Source organism: Paenibacillus sp. 2KB_20 (assembly GCF_052115765.1).
In the GTDB taxonomy this organism is placed as follows: domain Bacteria; phylum Bacillota; class Bacilli; order Paenibacillales; family Paenibacillaceae; genus Paenibacillus_AQ.
The window spans coordinates 188,214-214,669 of the sequence record NZ_JBFRHH010000010.1; the positions used below are offsets into that span (position 1 = coordinate 188,214).

General features: G+C 49.4%; 15 protein-coding genes, 11 tRNA genes and 2 rRNA genes. 3 read left to right on the plus strand and 25 right to left on the minus strand.

Going from position 1 to position 26,456, the window contains the following annotated elements; genetic code table 11:
- Positions 1 to 15: 15 nt before the first annotated feature.
- The 4 genes from AB4124_RS25175 to AB4124_RS25190 are packed head-to-tail and all read right to left on the minus strand — an operon-like array spanning position 16 to position 8,911.
- Positions 16 to 1,281 carry a vWA domain-containing protein gene (locus tag AB4124_RS25175; protein ID WP_441974546.1) on the minus strand — a complete coding sequence of 422 codons (1,266 nt, stop codon included), beginning with the start codon at positions 1,279 to 1,281 and terminating at the stop codon, positions 16 to 18.
- A gap of 37 nt (positions 1,282 to 1,318) precedes the next feature.
- Complete coding sequence (locus tag AB4124_RS25180; RefSeq protein WP_441974547.1) at positions 1,319 to 3,703, minus strand: transcription initiation factor TFIID; 2,385 nt, start codon at positions 3,701 to 3,703, stop codon at positions 1,319 to 1,321.
- 3 nt (positions 3,704 to 3,706) lie between these two features.
- Positions 3,707 to 7,096, minus strand: coding sequence for a tubulin-like doman-containing protein (locus tag AB4124_RS25185; RefSeq protein ID WP_441974548.1), 3,390 nt, complete (start codon positions 7,094 to 7,096; stop codon positions 3,707 to 3,709).
- 27 nt (positions 7,097 to 7,123) lie between these two features.
- Positions 7,124 to 8,911 carry a vWA domain-containing protein gene (locus AB4124_RS25190; RefSeq protein WP_441974549.1) on the minus strand — a complete coding sequence of 596 codons (1,788 nt, stop codon included), beginning with the start codon at positions 8,909 to 8,911 and terminating at the stop codon, positions 7,124 to 7,126.
- Positions 8,912 to 9,227: 316 nt separating this feature from the next.
- Between AB4124_RS25190 and AB4124_RS25195 the strand changes: the two genes are divergently transcribed.
- The 3 genes from AB4124_RS25195 to AB4124_RS25205 are packed head-to-tail and all read left to right on the plus strand — an operon-like array spanning position 9,228 to position 12,240.
- A complete protein-coding gene (locus AB4124_RS25195; RefSeq protein ID WP_179090714.1) occupies positions 9,228 to 9,380 on the plus strand; it encodes a hypothetical protein in 153 nt (50 codons plus the stop codon).
- Positions 9,373 to 10,308 carry a hypothetical protein gene (locus AB4124_RS25200; RefSeq protein WP_441974550.1) on the plus strand — a complete coding sequence of 312 codons (936 nt, stop codon included), beginning with the start codon at positions 9,373 to 9,375 and terminating at the stop codon, positions 10,306 to 10,308. Before AB4124_RS25195 ends, AB4124_RS25200 begins: the two co-directional genes overlap by 8 nt.
- A gap of 15 nt (positions 10,309 to 10,323) precedes the next feature.
- Complete coding sequence (locus tag AB4124_RS25205; RefSeq protein ID WP_430109544.1) at positions 10,324 to 12,240, plus strand: hypothetical protein; 1,917 nt, start codon at positions 10,324 to 10,326, stop codon at positions 12,238 to 12,240.
- Positions 12,241 to 12,384: 144 nt separating this feature from the next.
- Here the strand turns inward: AB4124_RS25205 and AB4124_RS25210 are convergent, their stop codons facing one another.
- The 21 genes from AB4124_RS25210 to AB4124_RS25310 all read right to left on the minus strand — a co-directional run.
- Complete coding sequence (locus tag AB4124_RS25210) at positions 12,385 to 13,230, minus strand: DUF2785 domain-containing protein (RefSeq protein ID WP_430109541.1); 846 nt, start codon at positions 13,228 to 13,230, stop codon at positions 12,385 to 12,387.
- A gap of 374 nt (positions 13,231 to 13,604) precedes the next feature.
- Positions 13,605 to 15,437 (minus strand): glutamine--fructose-6-phosphate transaminase (isomerizing), encoded by a 1,833-nt coding sequence (glmS, locus tag AB4124_RS25215; RefSeq protein WP_441974551.1) that lies wholly within the window; start codon positions 15,435 to 15,437, stop codon positions 13,605 to 13,607.
- 725 nt (positions 15,438 to 16,162) lie between these two features.
- Entirely contained in the window at positions 16,163 to 17,503 is a 1,341-nt protein-coding gene (glmM, locus tag AB4124_RS25220; RefSeq protein ID WP_076325278.1) for a phosphoglucosamine mutase, read from the minus strand.
- A gap of 32 nt (positions 17,504 to 17,535) precedes the next feature.
- Complete coding sequence (locus AB4124_RS25225) at positions 17,536 to 19,008, minus strand: CdaR family protein (RefSeq protein ID WP_441974552.1); 1,473 nt, start codon at positions 19,006 to 19,008, stop codon at positions 17,536 to 17,538.
- Positions 19,001 to 19,831, minus strand: coding sequence for a diadenylate cyclase CdaA (gene cdaA / locus AB4124_RS25230; RefSeq protein ID WP_076325276.1), 831 nt, complete (start codon positions 19,829 to 19,831; stop codon positions 19,001 to 19,003). The genes AB4124_RS25225 and cdaA overlap by 8 nt, the downstream gene beginning before the upstream one ends.
- Before the next feature lie 316 nt (positions 19,832 to 20,147).
- Entirely contained in the window at positions 20,148 to 20,762 is a 615-nt protein-coding gene (locus AB4124_RS25235; RefSeq protein WP_076325275.1) for a zf-HC2 domain-containing protein, read from the minus strand.
- Positions 20,763 to 20,983: 221 nt separating this feature from the next.
- Positions 20,984 to 21,553, minus strand: coding sequence for an RNA polymerase sigma factor SigW (sigW, locus tag AB4124_RS25240; RefSeq protein ID WP_076325274.1), 570 nt, complete (start codon positions 21,551 to 21,553; stop codon positions 20,984 to 20,986).
- Positions 21,554 to 21,796: 243 nt separating this feature from the next.
- Entirely contained in the window at positions 21,797 to 24,583 is a 2,787-nt protein-coding gene (gene ppc / locus AB4124_RS25245) for a phosphoenolpyruvate carboxylase (RefSeq protein ID WP_441974553.1), read from the minus strand.
- Between the two features lie 273 nt (positions 24,584 to 24,856).
- A tRNA-Gly gene (locus tag AB4124_RS25250) sits at positions 24,857 to 24,930 on the minus strand.
- 76 nt (positions 24,931 to 25,006) lie between these two features.
- A tRNA-Pro gene (locus tag AB4124_RS25255) sits at positions 25,007 to 25,080 on the minus strand.
- Between the two features lie 21 nt (positions 25,081 to 25,101).
- A tRNA-Arg gene (locus AB4124_RS25260) sits at positions 25,102 to 25,178 on the minus strand.
- Between the two features lie 3 nt (positions 25,179 to 25,181).
- Positions 25,182 to 25,256, minus strand: a tRNA-Gly gene (locus AB4124_RS25265).
- A gap of 6 nt (positions 25,257 to 25,262) precedes the next feature.
- A tRNA-Leu gene (locus AB4124_RS25270) sits at positions 25,263 to 25,346 on the minus strand.
- Positions 25,347 to 25,360: 14 nt separating this feature from the next.
- A tRNA-Lys gene (locus AB4124_RS25275) sits at positions 25,361 to 25,436 on the minus strand.
- A gap of 67 nt (positions 25,437 to 25,503) precedes the next feature.
- Positions 25,504 to 25,578: transfer RNA gene (locus AB4124_RS25280), tRNA-Gln, on the minus strand.
- 52 nt (positions 25,579 to 25,630) lie between these two features.
- Positions 25,631 to 25,706: transfer RNA gene (locus AB4124_RS25285), tRNA-Val, on the minus strand.
- A 44-nt stretch (positions 25,707 to 25,750) separates the two neighbouring features.
- Positions 25,751 to 25,825 (minus strand) — tRNA-Glu (locus AB4124_RS25290).
- A gap of 37 nt (positions 25,826 to 25,862) precedes the next feature.
- Positions 25,863 to 25,938, minus strand: a tRNA-Thr gene (locus AB4124_RS25295).
- 3 nt (positions 25,939 to 25,941) lie between these two features.
- A tRNA-Asn gene (locus tag AB4124_RS25300) sits at positions 25,942 to 26,017 on the minus strand.
- Positions 26,018 to 26,026: 9 nt separating this feature from the next.
- Positions 26,027 to 26,143: ribosomal RNA gene (gene rrf / locus AB4124_RS25305) — 5S ribosomal RNA — on the minus strand.
- Positions 26,144 to 26,209: 66 nt separating this feature from the next.
- Positions 26,210 to 26,456, minus strand: a 23S ribosomal RNA gene (locus AB4124_RS25310); the annotation flags it as partial.

Genomic DNA, 26,456 nt, shown 5'->3' on the forward strand with positions numbered 1-26,456 from the left:
CGAACGCCCCCTGCTTTAAAATCCTCGGCTTGTTGAATCATTCGACCGTTGCCCTCGTCCCGTTCGGCCTGGCCGCTGCTCGTTTCGAATGATCTTGCTGTTCTCCTTAACCGGAATCACCAACGTGAACAAGGCGATGATCCCTGCGAGGATGAAGCAGGCCAGCAGACGAACGAAGGCATCCCTGACCTCTCCCCCGGATAGGCCATATTCCAGAACAACGCCTGCGAGCACGCCGGATACCGCACCGCCGATGCTGAAGCTAAGCGCGAGATGACGGTTATCAAACACAATGCCGAGGGCCAGGCCCGTGGCAGCGCCAATGAGCAGCATCGCAACGACTCTTATAATCTGATAATAAACGCTATCTTCCATAGCGCCTGTACGTTTCGTCAACAGGGAACGATCCCCGACGTCATCATAGATTTTCTGGAAGACAAAAGACAAATCTGCCGCATTCTGCACGTCGTAATATTGCCCGCCCGTTTCGGCCGCTATCGTCTGAAGCAGCTGGGCGCCATCCTTGTAGACAAGGCTGAGGCCAATCGTATTCACCGCGATTTGCTGCTGTTTGTAGTCGGCAAGCACACGCGCATGATCGGTTTCGCTAAAGCCGTCCGACAGCATAATGACCATGGCGCTTCGGCGGGCATCATGGCTCTCTTGGATATGCGTCATGGTATCCTCCAGCGCGAGACTAATGTCCGTACCGCCATCATTCGTTTCCAAACTGTCGATCTCAGCGATGATCTCATCCTTGGCTTCCTGGTTCTTCACACGCGTAAAAGGCTGCAGCAACGTTGTCGCATGATCAAACAGCATCACCGATACACGGTTATCCTCGTCCATGCGGTTAATCAGATTTTTGGCCGCCGTATATCGGTCCTGATTCGGGTCCGTGTCTTTCATGCTGCCCGAATTGTCAATGACCAGCACGATATCCTTCACCGGCTTGGCGCTGCCCGGGTTCAACTGGTACACCCACTCAAACAGCATGCCAAGCAAGAACAGTGCCACCAACGTGGATGGAATCAGCAGCTTCCATGATGTGCCTGTGTATCGCTGTCTCCATGAGCTCCCGTTCAAACGAGGGGAGATCAGTTCTGCGATTAAGCAGGCCAATCCGATGCACAAGGCCAAAATTCCGAAATAGATCCCTGTAACTACGATGACGGGAAGCCCTGTCCCCCATTGGCGGAGCAAAAATTCCCCAATGGTAAATCCGATTCCCCCACCGACTAGACTAAACAGCAGCAGGAGAGGGTTTATTTTTCGTTGCACAATACACGCCTACTCTCTGTATCAGAATTTAAGAACGCTAGCGCAGCTCAGGAAGTTGCGCCGGTTCCATTCCATGAAATTCATAACCGTTTGCCGTATAGGTCTCGTAGTAGGTTCTGCCATTCCGGTAGTACATCAGATCCTCCAAATGGAAACCTCCCATCAGGTTCAGCTTCTCGACTCCGCTGGAGCGCTTCTCGTGCACGATGCCAAGCTTGTATACCCGTAAAGCTTCATCGGCATGGATCGCATAGCGGACAAATTCGCTGTCGGCATCGCCGAAGAAATATTTCTCCTCGTATCGATGCTCCTGCGTATAGTCAAGCAGCCTGACTAACGTAACGGAGTTCTCCTCCAGCATCCGGTAAAGCACCTTAAACAGATCTTCCTTGGCAAGCACCTGCTTATTATTGTAGTCGATGGTTACGTTCGCTCGCCGCAGCAATTCTTCCTCGAAGGTCTGCACGAACGGCTCTGCCGTCAATAAATCTCTAAGACAGACCCGGATCATGCTCGACAGAATCGGTTCGATCCCTTCATGCGTAACGATGGAGAGATTGCCGACATACCGTTCTTCAAAGAATACTCCCTGGCCGCGCTTACTCTCCAATTCCAGCATCAGTTCTTCCGTTACAAGGCCATAATACTCCATCAGGTTCTGGCCGATATAATCGTCTGCGGTACGGATGCTCAACTGGGCTGCTTCCAACAATTCCGTTTCAAGCTGGTCCAGCATGTTCGCCTGCTGCTTGTAATGACGGTGAATCCGTTCGAGCTCCACCTCATAGAGCCTGTACAGCGCAAGCTCCGTTTCCAGTAATAAAAGCTCATACTTGCGTCGATAGAGCTCGCCAACGAAATAACGAATGAAATGGCGCACATTCTGTTTATCCCTAAAAGGAAGCTTCTTGAACGGCTGACTTTCCACGCTTTCCTCATAATAGCGGTTCAGTCCGTCTTGCTCGGTCTTCAGGAGGCTGCCGAGATCCCGGATTCGAGAGCGGACCGCTTCAAGCAGTATCCCCTCTCCCGCCTTGTCACTCGTCCACTCCACGATTTGATAACAACCGATTTGCGGATGATCCGCCAAAGTGCGACGAAGCGCACTATGAAGCTCTTCAGCGGTGCTCATATCGCTAAGTCTCTTTTGGACCTCCAGCTCGTAATTGCTATGAAAAAATTGCCTGCAGCCATCCCCGAACAATGCCTCTTCAGCTTCACGAATGTTCATCCGCTTCAGCCCGGCATAACTGACGGGGTGTGACATCATCCCCTTTAGCCCATCCAGATGCTCTGCGTCCGGCAGCATCCGGTCCGCTCTTGCCGCTACGGCCTCCGCATCGAGACCAAAGTAGGTCAGGCATTCATGAGCCTCCGGTTCCGTCCCACTCTTCATGCGAAGCAGCAGTCCGCGGCACAGATGATAGAGGACCGTTAGCGCAATCGGCTCATTGGGCCTCTTCACCCGGGCAAAGCCAGCGGAGACAAAGCCTTGGCGGCCGGATTCCGTCATGATATTGCTTTTGAAAGACGTATTGTTGTAAATGCCCCTGATTCCGTCATAGGTTGCATCCTTCTGCTTCCGGTTCTTAAGCAAACCCAGATGGCAGATGATATCATAGATATCCTGCATCCCGGCGTAACCTGATATGCCGCGTTCATTCTTATCGGACAGCACATAGACGAGATCAAACAACGGCGAGGCCGGGTGAACGACCGGAATCGTCAGCCCATCTTCCGTGACCTGCAGCGGTGCGGAGAAGCTGTATTCCCGGCTCTGCATCAGCTCCAACTCCCGCAAGAAGGCAACACCCACGGAGCTCGCATAGCCATAAGATTCAATCTGCTCCCTTTCATTAATGAGCGCATACAAATCCATTTGCACCGACTTGAATGACTGCTGGAAAATCGATTCGGCCAGTAATGAAATTTCCGGTATAAACACATTAAACGGGTCGTCGACCCGTGTAATGACAGACAGATGAATCCGGTCAAAGGATGAATAGCTGCGTCCATAGTCTGCGATGTGGTGGCTCAGCTTCCGAATCGCTTTATTCAACCCGGCCAGGTGATGCGGGTCCCGATAGAATCCCTGGTATAGTTCCTTGCGTACGGACTTGGATGCGCCGTCTGACTCCGGTAAATGAAGATGATAACGGTGAAGGCGACCGGAGGATTCGGAGCCTTTCGGCTCCCCCCCTCCATCCTGGTCCGTTCCCACATGCAAATAGATGACACTTGCGCTGTTGTCCCATTTGCGGTCATGTATCTCCATAATCGGTTCGATTGCGGACGCCGTCTTATCACCGATGAACAAGTATACCTCCGGGTAGTGGATGCTGCTCTGATCATCCTCCATCAAGGTAAGCTGCTCTTCCGATTTGGCATAGCCGGCAGCATACTGGCGAAGAATCTCCCTCATCGTCTATTTCAACCTTCTTCGGATGTCATTTAATTTCGAAGAAACCTGTCTGTAGAACTGATAACGCTCTTCGCCGTCCGCAAGCTCCACCTTCTCGTATTCAAGCCGGTCGCGCGTTTCCAGGAACCGCTCAGCCAATTCTTCCAGCTTGGTAAGCAGCGGCGTAATGTCCTCGGAAGCGGTCAGCTCCTGATCGCGGCGGGAGGATTTGCGCAGCAGCGTGCTCCGGCTTTTCTCGTCCAGCTGACGGAAGTGCTTGTAGACTTCATACTCCACGTCATTCACGCTTTTCAGCAGATTGGCAAACGGCTCCCAAGAGTCCTCTTCCGGATCGCGATCATAAACGAAGAGCGCCCCCTTCTTCGTGATGGTTCCGGTATACAACGCCTCAATAAATTGATCAAGCCATTTCTCCTCATTCTGATTATCGCTGATCAGGAGCTCGAACTCCGTGACTTTGGCCGCGATGGCGGCATATTTCTTCAGCTCTTCCCGCACGCTGCGGATCATTTCCGGCGAACGAATCAGATTTTCCTTGGCCATCTCCTCGTTGATGCTGTTGAAAATATCCTTGGAGCCCGCCGGCTCCAGCCCCTCGTTCAGTAGACGCTTCAGCTCGGTCCATGCCCGCTTGACTTCGCCAAGGTTAGGCTTGGGACTATCCAGCTGCAAGTCATAAGCACGAAGCAGCTCGTTCAGATCAAATGGCTTCGTAAACACGACCGCATAGCGGCTGCTCGTGTTCTGGTCAACATCCTTCTGGATGACGATCTTAAACTCAAGCGCCTGGTTAAATTCAGCACGTACCCGGGCGTTATAATCCTGAACCCGCGGATTGACGTAGGTATCCCCCCAGGATTTCTCGGGAATCGGCGATGGCAGGTACGTCCAATTGTTACGATCCGTCTGCACTAAGTGACGTCCAACGCCTTCCTTGTCCATGATCGTGCGTTCGTAGCTCTCCTCATAAACCTTAAGCGGCGTATAAACGAACAACGGCACGCCGTTCTTTGTATTCAGCCAGAAGATCCGGTTCTTCACTTCGCTCTCCTTCACGGTGAAGTGAGACTTCCCGACCGAATTATTCTGATAATTGCGAATCCCTTTCAGAATGCTTGGTGCCTGTACAGGCACGGACACAAAGCCCCACGAAGGGAAGTACAAATTGCCTGCGCTGTTGCTCAGATGGAAGACCGGCACGGCTTCATCGTCCAGCTTGCTGGCGATGTTGCGCTCGACAAATTTTTCGATGGAATCCTCCTGCCCGAATTTCATGACGAGGAAATCTTCCATCGAGCGGGTAATCAAATCGCCGAATTTATCGGTAAGAAACTCCGAAATGGATCGGACGATATCGATCTCCTGCTCACGCGTCCAACGATTAGCATGGCTCAGCAGCTCCTGCGCGAAATCGCGGATGAGATCGTCCACATCCTTCTGATCCATGATTTTGTTGATGACGTCGGAAATATCGGGCACGCTGACCAGGTTCCAGTAATACGTCTTATTCCCTTTATGATCCTGCTGTTCTTCCCCGTTCACGAGAATGTCGCCGTTCTTGGCGAAGATCGAATTCAGGGCATTCAGAATTTCCGTATATACGCTATAAATCCGGTTGTTCTCCTGGTTCAGCAGATCGTATAAATCCTCATAGAACTCAATCATCTGCTCGGTGCGTTCCACATCCGCTTCCAGCCAATATTCGTTGATTTTGGCTTCGATATAGATGTTTTTCTTCTTGTCCTTCGAGACAAAAGCGCTCTTCGCATCACCCAGACGATCGATCGCCTGTTCTCTGGCCGACTCGATGTCACGAGGAATGCGGGTCAGATTCTCGCGCAGCGCTTCGATGTAGGACAGAAGCATTTTCAGCAGGCTGAAGCCCTTCTCCGTATAGATCAACCGGGACACATAGAACGGTCCTTGCTGTGGATGCAGGAACATGCGGCGGATTTGATCGCTGAACTGAGCCACGATCTCGCCCGGCAGCTGCTTCTTCGCTTTGATATACTCCTCGCGGGCTCTCGCCAGGAAATTCTGCTCCAGCTCCGTGTCCATATTGATAACCTGGTTCTTCACGACGTTCGCATAGCTGAGCCGTTCGCTATTCTGGTATCCAGGTAGCGGTTCCGGTACGCGAGACTCGAAGTTCTTCATCATCGAGTCCAGGTCGATGCCCAGCTTGCTTGCGAATTTCTCAACGTCCTCCTGGCTCGGCGCTTTCTCGAACATGGTTTGCATTTTGCCGAAGACGCGGTACGCCAGATATGTGGTCATCTCTTCAATGGGTAGCACAGCTGAAGATGCGCCGATGATGTTGTAGTCGTAATTGGCAGGATACGCCTTGTTCATCTGAGCGATATTGGTACGGATGTTGCTGATATAGTCATGGATCGCAAACTCTTCGCCGGACTGTTTTTCCTCGCTGGCCATGAAGTTCGTGATATTCTCAGCGGTGACGTTCATGCAGTAATCATAGGCGTTCTCCAGCAGTTTGCCTTCCGTATTCGTAGCGGAAATCAGATGACACAGATTAAACGGAGGCAGCGGAGAGTTCACGGTCAGAATGTTGCCGTACTGCTGCTTGAACCGCTCGCCTCTGGCATCCACGTTCATCCAGTAGTCGAGCTCTTTGAGCGCGGCGTAACCGTTCTTCTTGATGTATTCGCGCGTATGTTCGCTCAAGCTTTTGTTCGCCAGATTGATATCCGGCGTAAACAGATAGCCAAGCGTGTTCACGCGGTCGATCCCGGCAGAGCCGTGGTCGCGCTCAATAATGCCACGAACGATATAGGCAATGTCCAAGAAGCAGCCGCTGCCTGTACCGCCCGACAGCCCCGTCAGCAGAAAGACCATCAGCTTTTTGTTCGTGCCGACCGACAGCGTTTTGATCTTCTTGTCGATCGCCTGCACCACTTGCGTAATTTTCGTAAACAATAGCAGGCGGCCCGCTTGGCGCACACCCGCTGCTCCGTTCATGCCATCGGTAATACTCAGCTCGGGCGACAGCCAATCTGTAATGTACGGCTCCAAGATGCTGCGGTTCTGGAGAAGCCCTCCGATCTCGGCATTGGAGAGAAGCACGAATTCATTGATCGGATCAAGCCCGATGCCTTTATAACGTTTATTCTTATCCTGCTCGTTGGTCTCAAACGCCAGAAACTCCACATTATCCGGCTTGTCCATTCTCTTCTTGGACAAAGGATCCTCTGGCAGCTTGAAACGGCGGTTAATCTGATATTTCAAGCGCAGCAGCGCATCGATTCCCGTCCCTCCAAGTCCGATAATAAGGATCGGATTGTCAATCGTATCCACCCGTATTTTCTCGCTGACAATCCCGCCTCCGAGTGAAACGTCAAGCTGTTGTATATGTTCTCTAACTACCGGTTTCATAACTTCCCCTCCTGATAGGTCTCGGCTTTAAGCCAAATATTCAAATAATATCGTTTTGTCCGCCTGCTGCAGGGAAACTCTCAGCCGGTCTCCGTTCTTCAGCTCGGTCCCATTCGTTGCATCCAGAGCGCGTCCGGACTTTTCGATTACAGCTGAAGAATTGTTCTTAAGTATAATGCGGTCGTTCTTGCCTGGCATGAACAGGATTTTCTCGGTCTCCTTCAGCTCCGGAGCAAGCTGCAGAAGCTGATGCAGATTAAACTTCCCTTTGAACGAAGCCAGCTTCTTGTATTGCGGAAAGGTCTTCTCGCCGGTGTACTCATCCCTGATCTCGATCACGATCTGACCGACAAACCCTTTATTCGCTTTCTTAATCGCGCCGAGTATGAAATATGCAGCCGCTCCAACAATGAGCAGTGCCGCGATGCCAATGATTACGGGCCATAATGGAAAAGGTTTCGTTTCCTCGCCCGCGGTCATCTCCTTCCCGCCGCTTCCGGAGCCGGAGGCTGCCGCCTTCGCACTAATCTTCACAGGCGGGCTTTCGCGGTAAAAGCTCTGCTCCTCCGCCCGTACCCTCAGCTCGTAGTCGTGCTTCTGCGGAATCTTGTATTTCCCTTCAAAGCTGCCGCCTTTGTTCTCAAGGTCGACCTCCGACTCGTCCCCGGTGTCCAAGTCCTTAACCAACAGCTTGGCCGTCATATTGCCGTACTGTTCCTGGTCCTGCAGCTTTTGTCCATTGCTGACAAGGTACGCGTTAATGTCAATCGTATCCCCTGCCTTTACCTTAGAAGATGGGGGAGGATCCATGGCCAGCTCCAGATCGTAGTTGAATACGAGGTTAATGTCGATTTTGTCTTTAGATACGCCTTTTACGTGCAGCTTCCAATCGCCTTGCTGCGGCTTCAGCAGCTTGAGCAGCGAATAGGAATTGGAAGTGGATCGCAGTACATTGGCCGAAGGAATCGTTTGCTCAGCTCCGGCGGGATCGACAAGCTTCACGTCGACGGGGCTGGAGGACATAATGGAAATATTCGCCTCCAGCACGTTCGCATTCGGCACATGAACCGTAACTTCCTGATAGGTTCCGTTGCCGGTAATCGATTGTACCGGAACGATCTTAAGCTGCTGGTGGCTGGCAAAAATCTCGCTTAATATTTGCGGAAGGTCATCCGCCGAACTGGTCGTAAAGGATTTGCCCCCCGTTTGGTTGGCCAATTCAGCCAACGATTCTTTATTTAGCTTCCCGTCGGCATTCAGCCCAATCGTATAGATCGGGATGCCGCTTCCCTTAGCCTCCTTGACGGCTTGGGCTAAATCTTCTGAAGCCTTCTGGCTCGTCTTGCCTGTGTTAGGATCCAGGTCATTGTTACCGTCGGCCAGAACAACGATCATCGGCGCATGCGCCGGGTCCATTCCCTGCTTCAGCACTTTTACGGCTTCATCGAGACCTACGGACATATCCGTGTACGGACCGCGATCCAGCTGATCAATAAACTGCTTCAGCGCGGTCTTGTCTGCCTCCGACTGAATTTCAAGCAGGGCTTTCTCCCGCTGAATCCGGTCGGTATAGGAAACGACGCCGACCTTGTCGCCGGTGGTGGCCAGCATGTCGATAAACATCTTCATCGCTTCGCTGCTGATCCTCTCCGGATCACTGTTTTTCATCGAGTTGCTGGCATCCATCACCAGTATGGCATCAATCTTGGAGCCTTGCGAGGCAGCCACTGCCTGAGGCATGGTTCCTCCGCTCCAGGTCAGAATCAGCAGTACCGCTGCCATCAAAGATAGCAGCCATTTATTTTTACGTAACATTGAATTACTCCTTCATCCATTTAGTCTAGCATCAGGTGGATGCCTCGGTTCATTGGTCAGACCATTAGTCTAACTGTAGGCAATAAGTCTTAAAATTACATGAAAGAAAGCTTAAAAAACAGTAACGGGAGCATCCATTTCTCTGGTGTATTTATATAGAAAATACCATACTAATCACTAAAATATACCAGCACTATGTCCATATGATATAATTATACCTGCCAAAGTTCAACATCATCAGTCGTATCACCCGGACTTAGGACACAAGGCTCACCCGCCATTTTCGAACAAATACGATGCCGAGAGGAATAGATATATGATTACATACGGATGTCTCGGGATTTTGTTTCTTTTTGTCATCATTAAGATCACGGCCTACTTCAAGCGTAAGAAGAACGCCCCGACACCGGAGCAGCTGCATCAGACTCTGCTTGAAGTTGCCAACTCAGAGAGGGAACAGCATGGATAAGAAAAAGCCCGTACAACTTCGTCCCTATAATAAAACGAGATATGTCTACCAAAAGTTAAGGGTTTGCAAACATTGCCACAATTTCACGATTCTTTGGGAAGACAGCTGCGCTTACTGTAAACGGAACGCCCTTGTCCCTGTGATGGAACTTGCAGAGAAAATGGCCAAGCGTTCCATGCAGTGTGACCGACTTCTCTTCTACATTATAGGGCTCTCTGCCGTACTTCTTAGTCAGACCTTCTTGCAGATCGTGATCTCCTTTGCTTGTATGGTGGTCCTGCTCGCATGGTTATGGCTGATCCAGCGGCGAGTGCTGCATTCCGAGACCCTGCACGCTCTGAACAAGCTTATAAGATCTCATCAAAAACAGATTCATGAGGGCCTGGATCTGAACAAAGCAACGGCTTCTGCCGCCATCAAGGAAGATGCCCAACTAGGGTATGAAATCGTCAGGGAAATTGCCTCCTTGGTCCGGAATGACCGCATCCGTCTGCAGCAGATCGTTCTCTTGCAAAGCTTCAGCTTGCGCAAGGATATGGAGCTTGAACTCGAACCGCTATTACTGGATGAGTTTGATCCGGACCTGGCTGCCTATATCGGTGAAATCGCCAAGATTAAACGCGAGTTGATTAACAGCAAAGCGATCCAATACCTGCTCGACCATGAATCCAGCATTTTACGGATGGAGCAAGGCAGGCAGATTATGATCGACGCCGCCGGGGCAGCGGTACGGAAGAAAAAATATATCGATACGTTCCCTGATTTTATTAGCCGCTATGCGGATGGATTGCCGAGATATCGCTTCCTCCGCTTGTATCAGATCGTACGCCGCAATCCCGGCTTGTCATGGAACGGACTACGGGACCGGGTATCGGCCATTTATAATGAACACTACCGCTCGGACCCTGATTTTCAAAAATGGGATTAGAGGGGCTATACCGTTATGACGATGAGAAACACGCTAACCCTGCGTAATTTGTATCTTTTTTTATGTATAGTCCTTCTGCTGCTGATCGGGTATAAGGGAATTCATATCTATCAGAAAATCGAATCGATGGCACAAGCAGAATTATTGTATGCTCAGAAGAAGCTTGTTCAGGCAGAAGAATGGTATCAGAAGGCGCGAAATAACCGTTCCCTTCTATATAAAGAAGAGCTGCTTGCCTCAAGACTGCAAGAGCTTGAACCCATCACTTCCATGAAGCAGAGCCTTTCCTCGCTTGATCATCGATTGAGCCGTGTCGGGGAAGCAGGCGATTTCTCCGGCTTCATGAACGTATATGCTGAATTGCTTGATACAGAACAGAAACTGGCGGGTCAACAAGGAGTTTATGCTTCCTACTACGATGAAATTGCTGCGTTCTACGGAATCCCCGACGATGTGAACCGGATATTCCTGCAATTCATTGGTTTGTTTAACCGCCGGGCCGATGAGCTGCTTGAAGAGTTGCAGTATGACGACAACAGCTTCAAATGGAATTTGCTCCGCATTCCGGATACATTCTATGGCGGGGAGAAACAGAAGAATGAGAAGCTGCTCCGTCTGTTCCAGCGTTATGACGAAATGGTCCTGACTCGTCTGGCAGGAGCCGGACAGTATACGGATCTGCTGAATTGGTCACATGCCATGAGTTCCGAGTATGCCAGCCGATCGCTGCCGGCTCCCTGGTTGAATGTCAAGACAGATGAACTTGTGTATACCATGCTGCAAAAGGATGTCCAGCGAGAACGGCCCTCCGATTTTGTTTCGCACGCCATGGGGTATAGAGACTATCTGGACCGAAGCGGTCTGAAGAACGCTACAATCATGGAATATATTCAGAATCAGATAAAGCGGTGGATCGCGACAGCTGATGGAATGGTACAGAGCCAGAACTATGAGGAAGCGGTAGCACTTTATGAAGCGCTGTCGGAGTACCAGGATATGAACGGTAAACTGCAAGCTGCCAAACTGGCCTGGACGATCCACGATCCGATTCGTTTGTTCCAAACCGCTGGTCTGAAAGGCAGCTTCAGCTACGTGAGCGGAGGCGGGAATCGTTTCGGAGGCTTGGCGTATGCCATTGGAGTCGATGAGGGGAATATCATCTATTTAGCGGTCTTAAAGAATGATGAAACGGTGCAATTATTCCAAAACCGTGATTACCCGTCCGATATCGCCATCCAACAGGTTTCAGTCGAGGAATCGCTTAGCACCGCGATGAATCCGGTTATCCTAGTGGAGGGCGACGCGGGGACCGGTCTGATATTGTATTCAGGCTATGAAGCCAGAGATGCCAACCTGACGCCGCTATTCCAGTTTACGGCCAAAGACTATCAGGTGCAGCCGGATAAGTCTATACTGGTCACCAATCTGGAAGGAGTAAGCCCGAAAGAGATCGCCATCTTCGAGCGTCAGGGAGACCAATATGGATTCACAGGGTATCAGGTCCAGTATACCGACATCGATATTGCTAATATCGAGAGATATCCGAATGAGAAGGTACGCTTCTCAGTCCATATCCCGGAAGGTGGCTATGGTGAGGTCTTAGCTGAACGCAATGGATACCATGTTATCTTAAAAGGAGACCTGGATCTCCCTGCTGGGAGCGCGATCCTAATCGGAACATTCAGCGGCGAGTATCAGCAGCTGGAGATACCGGGAAGCAGCCAGCCTCCTGAGGCTCCAGACCCTGCCGAACCGGAGACCCGACAAGTTGGTGGAGATATCATGGATGAGACAGATAACCCAAGTGACCCCGTGACTGGCGAAGAGCTCACCCCTGAGGATGTCCAACAAGACAATAGCGAGAAAAGCGACAGTAGCGGATCCAGTCAGCTCACGCAGGTGCCAGTTGTTCAGGTGGAATCGATCGAGTAAGTATAACGAAAGGCTACGCCCCTTATCACCAGGGGCGTAGCCTTTCTATTTTTCCGAAATCGTGAAATCTGAATCTATTTCGCTGATAGACTGGTTCATTAACACCGAGATCGGAATGGCTTTTGGGACAGCCCCTCTAATCCTTTAACTGATAGAAAACCTGTTCAATTTTGCCTCAGTACCAAGCATAACAGTGGTAAGCTCATTCCCTCGGCTATCTTGTCCCCTTCTGAAATAGAGACTGCGTAAGAAATTCTTGCTGTTCACGCGAGCAATCACCTGACTGCGACTTCTCGGCAAATTGCAGCATTGCGCTAAGCCGCTAATCCAATCACCGATTTCTTGATGTGGAAGTAACTCTTTGTCAATCATCATATCCACGATGTTGACCAACCGCTCATCATCCTCATCGCTAAAAATGTATCTACCATTATGAAGCATGCCAGAAATAGCAATAAGAACCTCATGCAGCAGTGCGACGCTGCTCTCCTCGCACTGCACCAGCTCGACAAAAACATCCGCACCGTGAGACGCGCCATGAGCCCAGCCTCCTACTGAAAGGTAACCTCGCAGATCCTTCTCCTCTTTATAATAACGGAGCATGGCATGCATTAATTGCTCAATTTCCACTTGATTGAAAAATGGATTCCGTCTGTGGCGTTGCACAATCAAAGCGATAGGCAAAGCAGAGAACGTCCTTGTAAAAACGGACTGATCATCCTCGCTGCCAATATTATAGAACAAATGGTTCTCATCAGTCAGAACAGTTAAGAGGCTACGCAACTCCTCTCCACTGAACCTATTCTCCTCCTTAATCCACATATAAAACATCGGATAGATCAGGTTATCCCGTAATTCTGGCTGAGGATCGCCAATATATTGAAGTAACAAAGGTAAGAAATCTTGATGCTGCTCACCTTCGCGTAACTGATACTCATCCTTCTCAATTCTTTGCAAATCCAGCATCAATTTGGCCCTTGTATCGCTCATTTCCCCATCCCTCTCATCATTCGTTCTATTCGGTCGATTGTTTTTTCAAATACTCCTAAAACTATTATATTTATAAAGTTTTTGCAATCTTATTTCTACTCCTGTTTCATGAGCTGTAATTAACCTTCGATTCTACTTTAAGTCATCAATAAGAATTATTTCCGATAATATCCAAAGTGAAATCATTTTATCTCTTTTCACTTCACGCCTTACTGCAATACCGGTCCCTCGACCTTGTTTATTCCACTGTTCAATCTCGGATGTTCTTTTTCTTTTCGACATAAAAAAACCCCTTTAGATAATCACATCTAAAGGGGTAAAACGGTGCAACTTTATCTCAAATCTACATTAAGCTTATTTCCCCGCTCCCTACCTTACTCCACCGTCACACTCTTCGCCAGGTTACGTGGCTTATCCACGTCGTTGCCACGGGCAAGCGATGCGTAGTAGGCAAGCAGTTGCAGCGGTACGACAGACAAAGCTGCCGTCAAAATCGGCAAGGTCTTCGGAATGGCGAAGGCTTGATCCACGGATTTCAGCAGGCCGGCCACTTGCTCTTCATGCGTAATGGCCATTACTTCGGCGCCGCGGGCCTTCACTTCCTTGATGTTGCTCACCGTTTTCTCCAGAACTGCTTCCTGGGTTGCCAAGGCAATAACGGGAATTCCCTCTTCAATCAGGGCTAGCGTGCCATGCTTCAATTCGCCGGCAGCGTAGGCCTCGGAATGAATGTAAGAGATCTCCTTCAGCTTAAGAGAGCCTTCCTGGGCTACAGCGTAGTCTTGACCACGGCCGATAAAGAACAGGTTCTCATGCTCCGCGATTTGCTCGGCATATCCCTTGATCGATTCCGCATTGGTCAGCATGGACTCTACTTGCTCAGGCAGTGCTTCCATCGCAGCAATCACTTCAGCAACAGCTTCTTCTGTCATCGTACCTCGTACTTGAGCCAGGTACAGACCAAACAGATAGAATGCAATCAACTGCGAGGTGTAAGCCTTCGTGGAAGCTACGGCAATTTCCGGACCAGCCAGAGTGCCGAGCACATCGTTGGCTTCACGGGCAATCGAGCTGCCCACCACATTCGTGATGGCCAGGACATGAGCGCCATGGCTCTGTGCTTCACGAAGCGCAGCCAGGGTATCTGCTGTCTCACCGGACTGGCTTACAACGATGACAAGAGTCTCGGGTGTAACGATCGGCGAACGGTAACGATACTCGGACGCTACGTCATTTTCAACCGGTATGCGTACCATCTCTTCGATCACGCTGCGTCCCACAAGTCCGGCATGGTAAGCCGTACCGCAGGCCACAATCTGCACATTGCGAATGTTCTTAATCTGTTCATGTGTCAGTTTCAGCTCAGGCAGAACGACTTTGCGTCCGCTCTCATCCACACGGCCCAGCATCGTATCGCGGTATGCTTTAGGCTGCTCGTGGATCTCCTTCAGCATGAAATGATCGAATCCGCCCTTTTCCGCTGTAACGGCATCCCAATTCACACGAATCATTTCCCGAGAAATAAAGTTCCCCTCAATAGTCATTAATTCGACAGCATCTGCCGTCAGCAGCGCCATCTCTCCATCGTTGAGAATATAAACGTTACGCGTATATTTCAAAATAGCCGGAATATCAGAACCGATGAAGTTCTCTCCTTCGCCAAGACCGATAATAAGCGGGCTTGCTTGACGCACAGCCACCAATCGATCCGGCTCATACTCAGTCAAGACGCCAAGGGCGAATGCGCCTCTCATGTAAGAGATCGCCTTCTGCACAGCCTTAACGATATCTCCTTCATATTCGCGGGCAATGAGATGGGAAATAACTTCCGTATCGGTCTCCGAAGCAAATTGGTGTCCTTGGCTGATCAGCTCTTCCTTCAGCTCTAGATAGTTCTCAACGATCCCGTTGTGAACAACAGAGAACTTCTGGCTTTCGTCCGTATGCGGATGCGAATTCACGTCCGACGGCCGGCCATGCGTAGCCCAGCGGGTATGACCGATGCCTGCAGTTCCCACAAGTGGGGCAGACTCCAGTCTCTCCTCCAGATTGGCAAGACGCCCCTGCGCCTTGGCCACACGCAGACCTTCATTCGTAAAGACGGCAATCCCCGCTGAATCGTATCCGCGATACTCCAGCTTTCTCAATCCCTCGATCAACACCGCTTGCGTTTTCTGATTTCCAATATATCCGACAATACCACACATAGTATGATTCCTCCGTTCGATTTCCCTATAATAGTAGGCGGAAATAGAACACGGCAGCATCTGTGCGGTATCAGGAAAGAAGAATGATCTATTCAATTATCAACGTTCAAAAAATCCAGCATGATATAGGCTGCTCAGTTGAACAGACATGAATGCACTCTTCTTCCACCGCGCTGTCGCATTCTAAATCGCACATTCATGTTTTGTAATTAGTAAGCACCTGCGGATACGTTGTAAGAACGGTCGCCCATTCCTTTTCCGTAATTCGCTTACGGTTGGTGCATAACCGAGAGGTCCCCGCCGAATAATCCGAACACCTCTACCTCGTCAACTTGCGTTCTGCCGTTTGGTTATCCCTATCGTAGCAATAACCAATCCCCGCGCAGGTACAAGCTCTGGCGCTTATGAAGCTTGAAGTAACCTCACAATCCTCGCTTTCTATTCTTGAATGACATCCTTTATTATATTCATGCCTTATCACTTTGGCAACTCGGCTGCTTCTTAGGGGATCCAAGCCCGGCGTATAATTAACCCCATGAATGACATCGAATGACCTATCTTCTCAAGCGATGCCGTAAACCACCCTCTTTTCTGGCAGGACAAGGGGTATTGCGCTTTCATTCGGCTGGCTTCATGAAAAGCAGCAGGCCAGTGAACCGCATCCGCATAGTTCACTGGCCCTGACAAAAATTAGTCTGCTTTCCTTGAAAAATACACCCTTAGTCTTACGCCAATTCCCGTTTCACCACGTCTGCAATCTGCGTTACATAACGGTCGAGCTCTTCTTTGTCCGGGCCTTCCGCCATGACGCGAATGAGGGATTCCGTTCCCGATGGGCGAACCAGGACACGTCCGTTATCACCCAGAATGCCTTCAACTTCAGCAATCGCAGACTCAATAACGGTATTACCTTGGTATTTGCTCTTATCGCCAACACGAACATTAACCAGCACTTGCGGATACTTGCGCATGCTGCTCTTCAGCTCATGCAGTGCCTTGCCGGAAGCTACCAACGTATCCACCAATTGAATCCCTGTGAGAATTCCATCCCCTGTGGTGTTGTGATCCAGGAAAATCACATGTCCCGATTGCTCTCCACCCAGGTTATATCCGCCACGGCGCATTTCTTCCATGACATAGCGGTCGCCAACTGCGGTTTTGGCCGTTTTCAGCTTCAAGCTGTCACACGCTTTATAGAAACCGATGTTACTCATAACGGTCGAAACGATCGTACCTGCCTTCAGCTTGCCGGCACGGTTCATGGCATCACCGCAAATGCACAGAATGAAATCGCCGTCCACTTCCTCGCCTTTTGCGTCAATCGCAATCAGGCGATCCGCATCTCCGTCAAATGCCAGACCGAGGTCAGCGCCATGCTGGAGTACAGCCTCAACGAGTTTCTCCGGATGAGTCGATCCACAGTGATCATTGATATTCAGGCCATTCGGCTCAGCGCCGATGGTGATCACATCCGCACCCAATTCACGGAAAAGCTTCGGAGCCAGCTCATAAGCTGCGCCATTTGCGCAATCCAGTACGATTTTCAGACCGTCAAACCGGTTATCGACCGTCGTTTTCAAATATTCCAGGTATTTATATTTAGATTCGTTATCAATCAACAATTCACCTAAATCAGCCCCGATTGGTCGCGGCAGATTATCTGTTTCCGCATCCATCAGCTCTTCAATCTTGAGCTCTGTCTCATCCGACAGCTTGAAGCCGTCTCCACCGAAGAACTTGATACCGTTATCTTGTACCGGGTTATGTGAAGCCGAGATCATAACACCCGCATCAGCCTTCAATAGTCTTGTGATGTACGCCACCGCTGGTGTACTTACGACACCCAGACGAATGACGTGTGCACCGATGGACAGCAGGCCTGCAACCAAAGCCGACTCCAGCATAGCCCCCGATACGCGGGTATCCATACCGATAATGACGGTTGGCTTCTCTTTATCGCCAGTGAGCACATAGCCGCCGCAGCGGCCGATGCTATAAGCCATTTCCGCTGTCAGTTCTTGATTCGCAACTCCTCTTACTCCATCTGTACCAAAATATTTCCCCATGTTTTATATACTCCTTTATCTACTCTTCGTTATTATCCATCATTGGACGTTTCTGATCCCGTTGCTCCATCATTCGATCCGTCTCCCGGCGGATGTGATGGGTTTTCTCCTGATCCGGTGTTATCCGTTTCCTCATGAGTAGGAGGCGTTTCCGGAGTCTCCCCCTGATCAGTGCCTGTTCCTGTTCCGGATCCCGTTCCTGGTGAAACAGGCTTGTCTGTGTCCGTTCCCTCATTCTTCGAGCTGTCCGGCTCCGTTGTCACCGGCTTGGAGTTATCCTTGAGCTCTACCTTAATAACGGGACGTTCCTGATCCGTACGGCTAATAAAATTAGGTAGTGTGATCTGCAGCGGAATTTCGTGAACGCCAGCTTTCATACCAGTTGCATTCGCTTCTGCTCCGATATCTGTAGGTTCCAGACTATTAAGCAAGTCAGGCGCTCCGGTGAGCGTTAAAGATATTGTCTGCGTCTTTGGATCCGTAATAACAGCATCCAGGCCGGAGGCAACCCCTTTTAACGTTATCGGAATACCTGTAATCAACCGTTCACCATGCGATACAGCCGTAACATCCACCGTTACAGAGCTCGGCTCGATTTTCTCAAAACCTTCAGGCGGCGTCAAGTCGGCCGTAAGCACTGTTGTTCCCGAATTTCTAACTTCTCCCAGATTGATCGTAGCTTCGATATAGGTCTCAGCTCCTGCCAGCGCCTCTTTACTGCCAAACAGCTTCACTTCTTTTACCTTCTGCTCCACCTTGGATAGGACAAACCCTTCTGGCAGCCGTCCCGTGTATTGAAGCTCCAGCGGTAGGGTGACAAATGCAGGCTCAATCGGCACTTCAGCTGCTACTGTAGCAGGCTCAATGACAGCGTCTTCCATGGCGTTGCCTTCTTTATCATATGCTGTAAGTTTGACTCGTTTCTCCGTAATCTTCTCTTTGGCACCATCAAGCTCCACATTACCTTTGACCTGCCCCAGATTCGCCATTGACGATTCAGGCAGGGTAACCGTGACTTGCCTTGGGTCAATCAGCACGGGTGTTCCGGCACGGTAATCTTTAGCAGGCTCGCCTTTGGTTCCAATACTTACCGTCACGGATTTCGACACTCTCGGTTCAACCGTCACCGTAACCGCAGATGGCTCCATCGATACCATCTCTATGCCACTCGGGATGGAGTAAGTTAGCGGAAGTGTGTGTGTACCGGGTTCTCTGACGTTGCTCAAATCAAGCTTCACCTTATAATCGTCGGTCAAAAGCGAGATATTGGATTTCTTTCCCCGAACTTCGAGATTTACGCGGTCCTTATCAATACCCGTTAACGCATATTCGCTGTCATCAAATCCATAAGTCTGAATCTTAACGCCTGCAATGACTTTGGTATCATAAAAAGTGGTTGGCGGGGCAGGCGCTCCGCTGTCCATATGAACCATCGCCCACAATAAAATACTGACAGCTAGTGCAATGAGCTTGCTTGCCGTGTTGTTCTTGATCCATTTATCCATTGCTGCCGTCCCCCTTCCGTTTCCAGAAGAACGTGCGTTTCTCCTTGATGGACGCGGCAGGCCTGAGCTCCTCATACAATTTGGAGATGAGAGACTCTTCCTTAATATCTCGAACCACTTGTCCATTCAGGGCCAGCGATACTTGCCCAGTCTCCTCGGATACGACAACTGAAATCGCATCCCCCACCTCACTGATTCCGATAGCGGCACGGTGTCTTGTTCCCAGTTCCTTACTGATAAAAGGGTTCTCTGATAGCGGCAAATAACAGCCGGCAGCTGCAATTTGAGCGTTCTGAATAATGACGGCTCCGTCATGGAGCGGTGTGTTCGGTATAAAAATATTAATAAACAATTCCGAGCTGATCACTGATCTCATCGGAATTCCTGATTCTACATACTCATTCAGTCCCGTCGTCCGCTCAAAGACAATCAGAGCCCCTATTTTGCGCCGCGATAAATAATTAACCGCCTTAATGGTTTCGCTGATTAACTTATTGGTCTCCTCGTCAATATCCGATGTCCGCCCAAACAGCTTACCTCGTCCGAGCTGCTCCAGACCACGTCTGAGCTCCGGCTGGAAGATGATAAAGACCGCCAACACCCCGAATGTAAAAATCTGATTCATCAGCCACTTTAGCGTGTACAGATCAAACCAGGTGCTAAGCGCCCAGATGACCACCAGCACCAAAATCCCTTTGAGGAGCTGGACCGCCCGCGTACCGCGGACGAGCAGTATCATCTGGTATATTATATAAGTAACGATAAGGATATCGATGATATCTTTAATGGTTTCACCCCAGGTCATATCTGTGAAATACTCCATACAGCAACCCCCGTCATTTCCTTTAAGTGCGGGCCCAAAAAATCCGGTTCCTCGAAAATGAACGCTTAACGATTCGACTACCGAACCAGCTCTTCATTTTCCTTCTGATCACACGGGAACTTTTTGAACTTCCTTTTTAATAACGCATGCGACTCATATATGTAGTATGTGCTCTACACTCTCTAGGTTATAACGTTAATCTTTCCGATGCAAGCGGACGCTCTCTGCTTTCCATGAAAAAGATCATAAATCAACAAAAGAAGCGCCATCTTTTCACTGAAAAGAGGCGCTTTTATCAGTAGGCTTCAGGTTTCACCTAGCGGTAAGCGGCATCTGTAAACAGAGTGGAGATCTTGTACCATATCCAATCCATCGCCCGATCTATGTCCTTCACTTGACCTGCTATATGTGAGGTGGAAGCCTGAAATAATTCTCCGTCAATGACGGTCACATTGCCATTCACTTGACCGTAGACCTTAGTCTTTCCATTCTCGACTGTAATATCTCCCGTGATGATTTGATCCGGAGGAATAATGACGGTATCTCCTTCAATCACCAGCTTTTCGAATTCATCACTCTTTACAACCAGCTGAGTATCCTGACTCCAGAAACTGATTGTGCTAAAGAGCATGACAACCAAAAACAAAGCTGCAGCCGTGAGCGCAGGATGATTCCTAACCCATTTGACCCAAGCCTTTTGTCTCTTGGGCTGCGGCAGCATACCCATTATACGTTCCGTTAAATCATCGGATGGCTTGGTCGCATGATGAGTTAAGGAATAAAGAAGCATATCGGTATGCTCCAGCTTCTCGAAGTAATTCCGACAGTCAGCACAATCCAGCAAATGCTTCTGCAATTCCAGCTGTTGTGGGTCGGACAAGTCATTATCCAGATAATCATGCATCAAAGAGACGGCTAATTTGCAATCCATTTGTGAGCCAATCCTTTCATTCAATCTCTTTGCTGGGTCTATTCCCACGTAGGGGCATAAGACTTGCTTATTGTTCATACGTGCCGGAATCGGGGATGTTTCAACTTTTTTTAAAGAAAATCAGAAAAAAACTGCGGATACTGACTTTTTGGCATCGCAAGAAAAAAGCGCCCTTAAACGCGGTCTCTCTTCCTCAAAGAACGGCGATAGGCGTTTTTTCCTCACAATTTGTACTCTAATTTTTTACGCAAAAATTCGCGTCCACGATGTACTCGCGTTTTGATCGTTGTTACAGGCAAGTCCAAAATCTCGCTGATCTCCTGCAGGGATAAATCCTGGATGTACCTTAGAATCATGATTGTCTTGTACTTGGCAGGAAGTCCGTCAATCGCCGTATGAATGATGCGCTGTGTCTCGGATAGCAGCATTTCACTCTCAGGTGTACGGTTATCGCTCGGGATCAGGGAGTAGCCGTCCATTCCTTCGCTTTCATTCAGGTCGGCGTCCAGCGAGAAAGACGGCTTGCGTTTGCGCAGCCGATCAATGCTAAGATTTGTACCAATTCGGTATATCCAAGTGGAGAACTTCTGATTCTCGTCGTATCGATCAAGGTTTTTATATACACGCAAAAAAGTCTCTTGTACGACATCCTCCGCCTCATGACGGTTACTCAGCATCCGGTAAGCCAAATGAAAAATCTTATCTTTATAAAGTTCTACGATTTCAGCAAAAGCTCTTTGGTCCCCTTTTCGGGCCAGCTTCGCCAGTCTTACATCCAAATTGTCCACCATAATTCCCCCAGAATGGTCTGATGGGTAACGTCTAAAAAAGCATCATTCAAATCGTAATTCAACTGTTTCTAAAAATCAACAATAATTCAAAAAGAATCCCTTTTCCCTATCAAAGACCATCACGTTGCAGCCGATACTCTAATCATCAGAGGTTATGCTGCTCATAGATGAAAAAAACGAGGCTCCTTTAGGGAACCTCGCCTTATACTATCCCTTTCTAACAGCTTTGTTATCCTGCAAGGATCAACCTGTATTACGAAGCCCTGCTGCAATACCGTTGATGGTCAGCAGCACTTCCCGAAGCAGATCCGGATCGTCCTGCTCCTGCTCCCTCAGCTCGCGCAGCTCGTTAAGCAGTTGGACTTGCAAATAACTGAGCGGATCCACGTAAGGGTTACGGAGTCGAATCGATTCCTGTAGGACTGGCTGGTTATCCAGAATATCCTGCTGTCCCGTAATCTTAAGAACAAGCTCTTTCGTCAGGTTGAATTCTTCCTGAATCAGACCGAAGATACGTTCGCGGGCTTGATCATCCTTCGTCATCAAAGAATACTCTTTGGCGATGATCAGATCAGCCTTGGCAAGAGCCATCTGAAGGGTATCGATCAGCGACGTAAAGAACGGATAGCTCGTGTACATCTTCTGAAGCACCTTCATATTCTCTTCCTTGCCCTGGTAGAAGCTCTGTAAGCCCGTACCAGCCGCGTACCATGCAGGAAGCAGGTAACGGCTCTGAGTCCACGCAAACACCCAAGGGATGGCTCTGAGGTCCTCAAAACGGTCACTGTTCTTACGCTTGGATGGTCGGGAGCCAATATTCAGCTCTCCCACCTCAGGAAGCGGCGTGGATTCCTTGAAGAAGCTCAGGAAATCCGGATCACGGAAGATCAGATCCTGATATTTTTTCTGTGAAGCGGCCGAGATCCTCGAGGAAATCTCTTCCCACTCTTTTTCAGTCGATTCTTTTTCAAGGTAACGGGCATTAAGAGAAGCCGTTATAAGTGCTGAAGTCGCCTGGTCCAAACTGCGGTAGGCGATTCCCTTCAAGGAGTAACGGGAAGAAATAACTTCGCCTTGCTCCGTGATTTTGATGCCACCCGCAATGGTTGATGCCGGTTGAGCCAAAATGCTGCGGTTCAGAGGCATACCACCGCGCCCAAGCGATCCGCCGCGTCCATGGAAGTATTTCACCTTGATGCCATACTCATTGGCTGCAGCCGTAATATCTTTGAGTGCTACCTGGAGCTCCCAGTTCGCTGTAATGGCTCCGCCGTCCTTATTGCTGTCAGAGTAACCCAGCATAATTTCCTGAAGCTCATTCATGGCGCTAACCGCTTCTCGGTAGATCGGCAGGCTGAAGAGCTTACGCATAATATCAGGTGCGGCATGCAGGTCCTCGATCGTCTCAAACAATGGCGCAGCCTGCAAAGTAGCTATTACAGAACCGTCATTGTCCTTGCGGAAAAGTCCGACTTCTTTAGCAAATACCATCACTTCCAGAATGTCGCTTGCGCCCTCGGACATACTGATCAAATAACTTGAAATACATTTCACGCCGAACTCCTGCTGCGCACGGAAGACGGTACGGTATACTTCAAGGCATTCTTCGGTGCTGTCGCTGTACTCTTGATAAGGCGTAGTCAACGGACGAGGATCGTTAAGCAAGTTATTAAGCAGCTCGATCTTCTCATCTTCACTTAATTGGGCATAATCCTGAGTCACGTTCATTTTACGAAGAATTTCGGCCATGGCATTTTCATGCTCTTGGCTATGCTGTCTGATATCCAGCGTTGCTGTATGGAAACCAAACAACTCCGCCTGACGAATCAGTTTTTGAATATACGTGTCTGCAACATAGTCAGCAAAATGGAAACGCAAGCTTCGATCAATGATATTCAAGTCTTCGATAAATTCCTCAGGGGACTGATAACGCTCGCCACCAGTCATGTTCTCATCAAGAATATGACTCATTTTAGCCAACATATATACCAGTTTTACACGATAAGGCTCTTTCTCATTGTGCCAAATTTCCATCTTCTTCAGTGTTACATGCTCGCGGTCTTTTTCAATGGATTGAAGCAATTCATCCGAAACGCTCACGATGGATGAGCTGAAGCTGAGGTATTTCATGAATTCACGCAAAATCCGCTGGTATTCACGAATCGCTAGCTTCCGCTGCATTTCAAGCGTTCTCCATGTTACGTCCGCCGTCACTGAAGGATTTCCGTCCCGATCGCCACCGATCCACGAACCGAAACGCAAATAGGTTGGAACGTGCCAATGGTGACCCGGATAATATTTACTTAGGCAGCGCTCCAGTTCTTGATAAACCTCTGGCAGAATGTGAAACAGGGTCTCGTGAAAATAATACATACCGTTTCTAACCTCATCAAGAACCGTCGGCTTACGGTCACGAAGCTCGTCGGTTTGCCACAGCGTAATCACTTCATTCAGTAGTTTCTCCCGAAGCTGCTCTCGTTCGCGGAATGTCAGTGTCGGGTTGTCCAGTTGCATCACATCGTCCGCTATCCGTTTATGAATATCCAGAATAGCCCGACGCATCGCTTCTGTTGGATGAGCTGTCATTACCAGCTCAAGGGATAGACTTTCGAGAATTTCTTGAACTTCTTCAAACGTAATATTGCGCTCTTTCAAATCCTGGACCGCACTTTCAATGGAACCTGGTTGAACACTCTCCCCGGCGGAACGCTCGTAATCGCGTTTGCGACGAATGCGATGATTCTGTTCCGCGATATTAACCAATTGAAAATAAATGGCAAACGCGCGAATCACCTGATGGCGAATGTCGGGCTCCAATGTGCTGATGATCCTTTTGAAATCTGCAAACAATTCTGGCAGGAATACGGATCGCAACGATTTACTCGTTTCACGAATTTTCTCAACTATATCTAAAAGCTCATTGCCACCTTGGTGGACCAGAACTTCTCCAAGAATATTGCCAAGGAACCGTACATCCCGCCGCAGCAGATTGTTGGAATTGCTCTTTGCGGTTACTGTAAGTTCAGTCATGCTACTCCTCCCATCTCAACCCGTTTCAGCAGTTTGTCTATAGGACGTAACGCCTTCCTAACATCATACAATAAAAGCGCATGAAAATCTGCATTTTCCAGGCGAAAAAATTAGCCAAATCGACAAAACTAATGATATTGATATACCCATATACCATGGACATTAGTCCTATAAACCTTGACCCAACTATGTTCTTTAGTACATTAACACTTCGCAGGAGAGTCGTGTGAATATGTAAAAAAACATCACACACGGTGATGTCCTGCTTATGTATGGAGCGGGTGATGGGAATCGAACCCACGCTACCAGCTTGGAAGGCTGGAGTTCTACCATTGAACTACACCCGCATATGAAGCCACAAAAGTGACGCTATGCTTTGGAGCATATTCCGATTACTTTTGTGGAGTCCTACTCTTAAACAAATCGGGATGACACGATTTGAACATGCGACCCCCTGGTCCCAAACCAGGTGCTCTACCAAGCTGAGCTACATCCCGATATTAATCTTTTTTGAAAAATGGCACGCCCTGAGAGATTCGAACTCCCGACCTTTTGATTCGTAGTCAAACGCTCTATCCAGCTGAGCTAAGGGCGCAAATGGAGCGGACGACGGGAATCGAACCCGCGACCCTCGCCTTGGCAAGGCGATGCTCTACCGCTGAGCCACGTCCGCAAATAATGGTGCGCGTGGAGGGACTTGAACCCCCACGTCAAAGACGCTAGATCCTAAGTCTAGTGCGTCTGCCAATTCCGCCACACGCGCACAAGATGAAACAATGGTGAGCCATGAAGGACTCGAACCTTCGACACCCTGATTAAAAGTCAGGTGCTCTACCAACTGAGCTAATGGCTCGCATTTCAGGCCTCCGAAAAGTATTCGGAATCACCTTCAAAGCTTAACTTCACTTTTTAGGATGAAGTGGCTGGGGATATAGGATTCGAACCTATGCATGACGGAGTCAAAGTCCGTTGCCTTACCGCTTGGCTAATCCCCAAAATCGATGAGTACTTTTATCTTGCCGATTCTCGTTAGAATCATGCATTAAATGGTGGAGGCTGAGGGGATCGAACCCCCGACCCTCTGCTTGTAAGGCAGATGCTCTCCCAGCTGAGCTAAGCCTCCGTATAAACTCACGGGATTCTCATCCCCTGATGCATTAAAGATAGTGGTGACCCGTAGGGGATTCGAACCCCTGTTACCTCCGTGAAAGGGAGGTGTCTTAACCCCTTGACCAACGGGCCACAATTTCATGATACATGTCCAATTCAAAAGCGAATCTGGAGCTTCCAACCGGGATCGAACCGGTGACCTCATCCTTACCATGGATGCACTCTACCTACTGAGCTATGGAAGCAAGTGGCTCCCCGAACAGGACTCGAACCTGTGACAACTCGATTAACAGTCGAGTGCTCTACCAACTGAGCTATCAGGGAATATGTACCGCTTGGCGACGTCCTACTCTCCCGGGACCCTTCGGTCCAAGTACCATCGGCGCTGGAAGGCTTAACGGTCGTGTTCGGTATGGGAACGCGTGGAACCCTTCCGCCATCGCCACCAAACGGCTCAGATGCTTGATCACCTGAAAACTAGATACGAAACGAAYTTGCAGCACATTGAAATATGTTTTGGATAAGCCCTCGACCGATTAGTATTGGTCAGCTCCATGCATTGCTGCACTTCCACCTCCAACCTATCTACCTCGTGGTCTTCAAGGGGTCTTACKAATTGGGAAATCTCATCTTGAGGGGGGCTTCACGCTTAGATGCTTTCAGCGCTTATCCCTTCCGTACGTAGCTACCCAGCCATGCTCCTGGCGGAACAACTGGTGCACCAGCGGTACGTCCATCCCGGTCCTCTCGTACTAAGGACAGC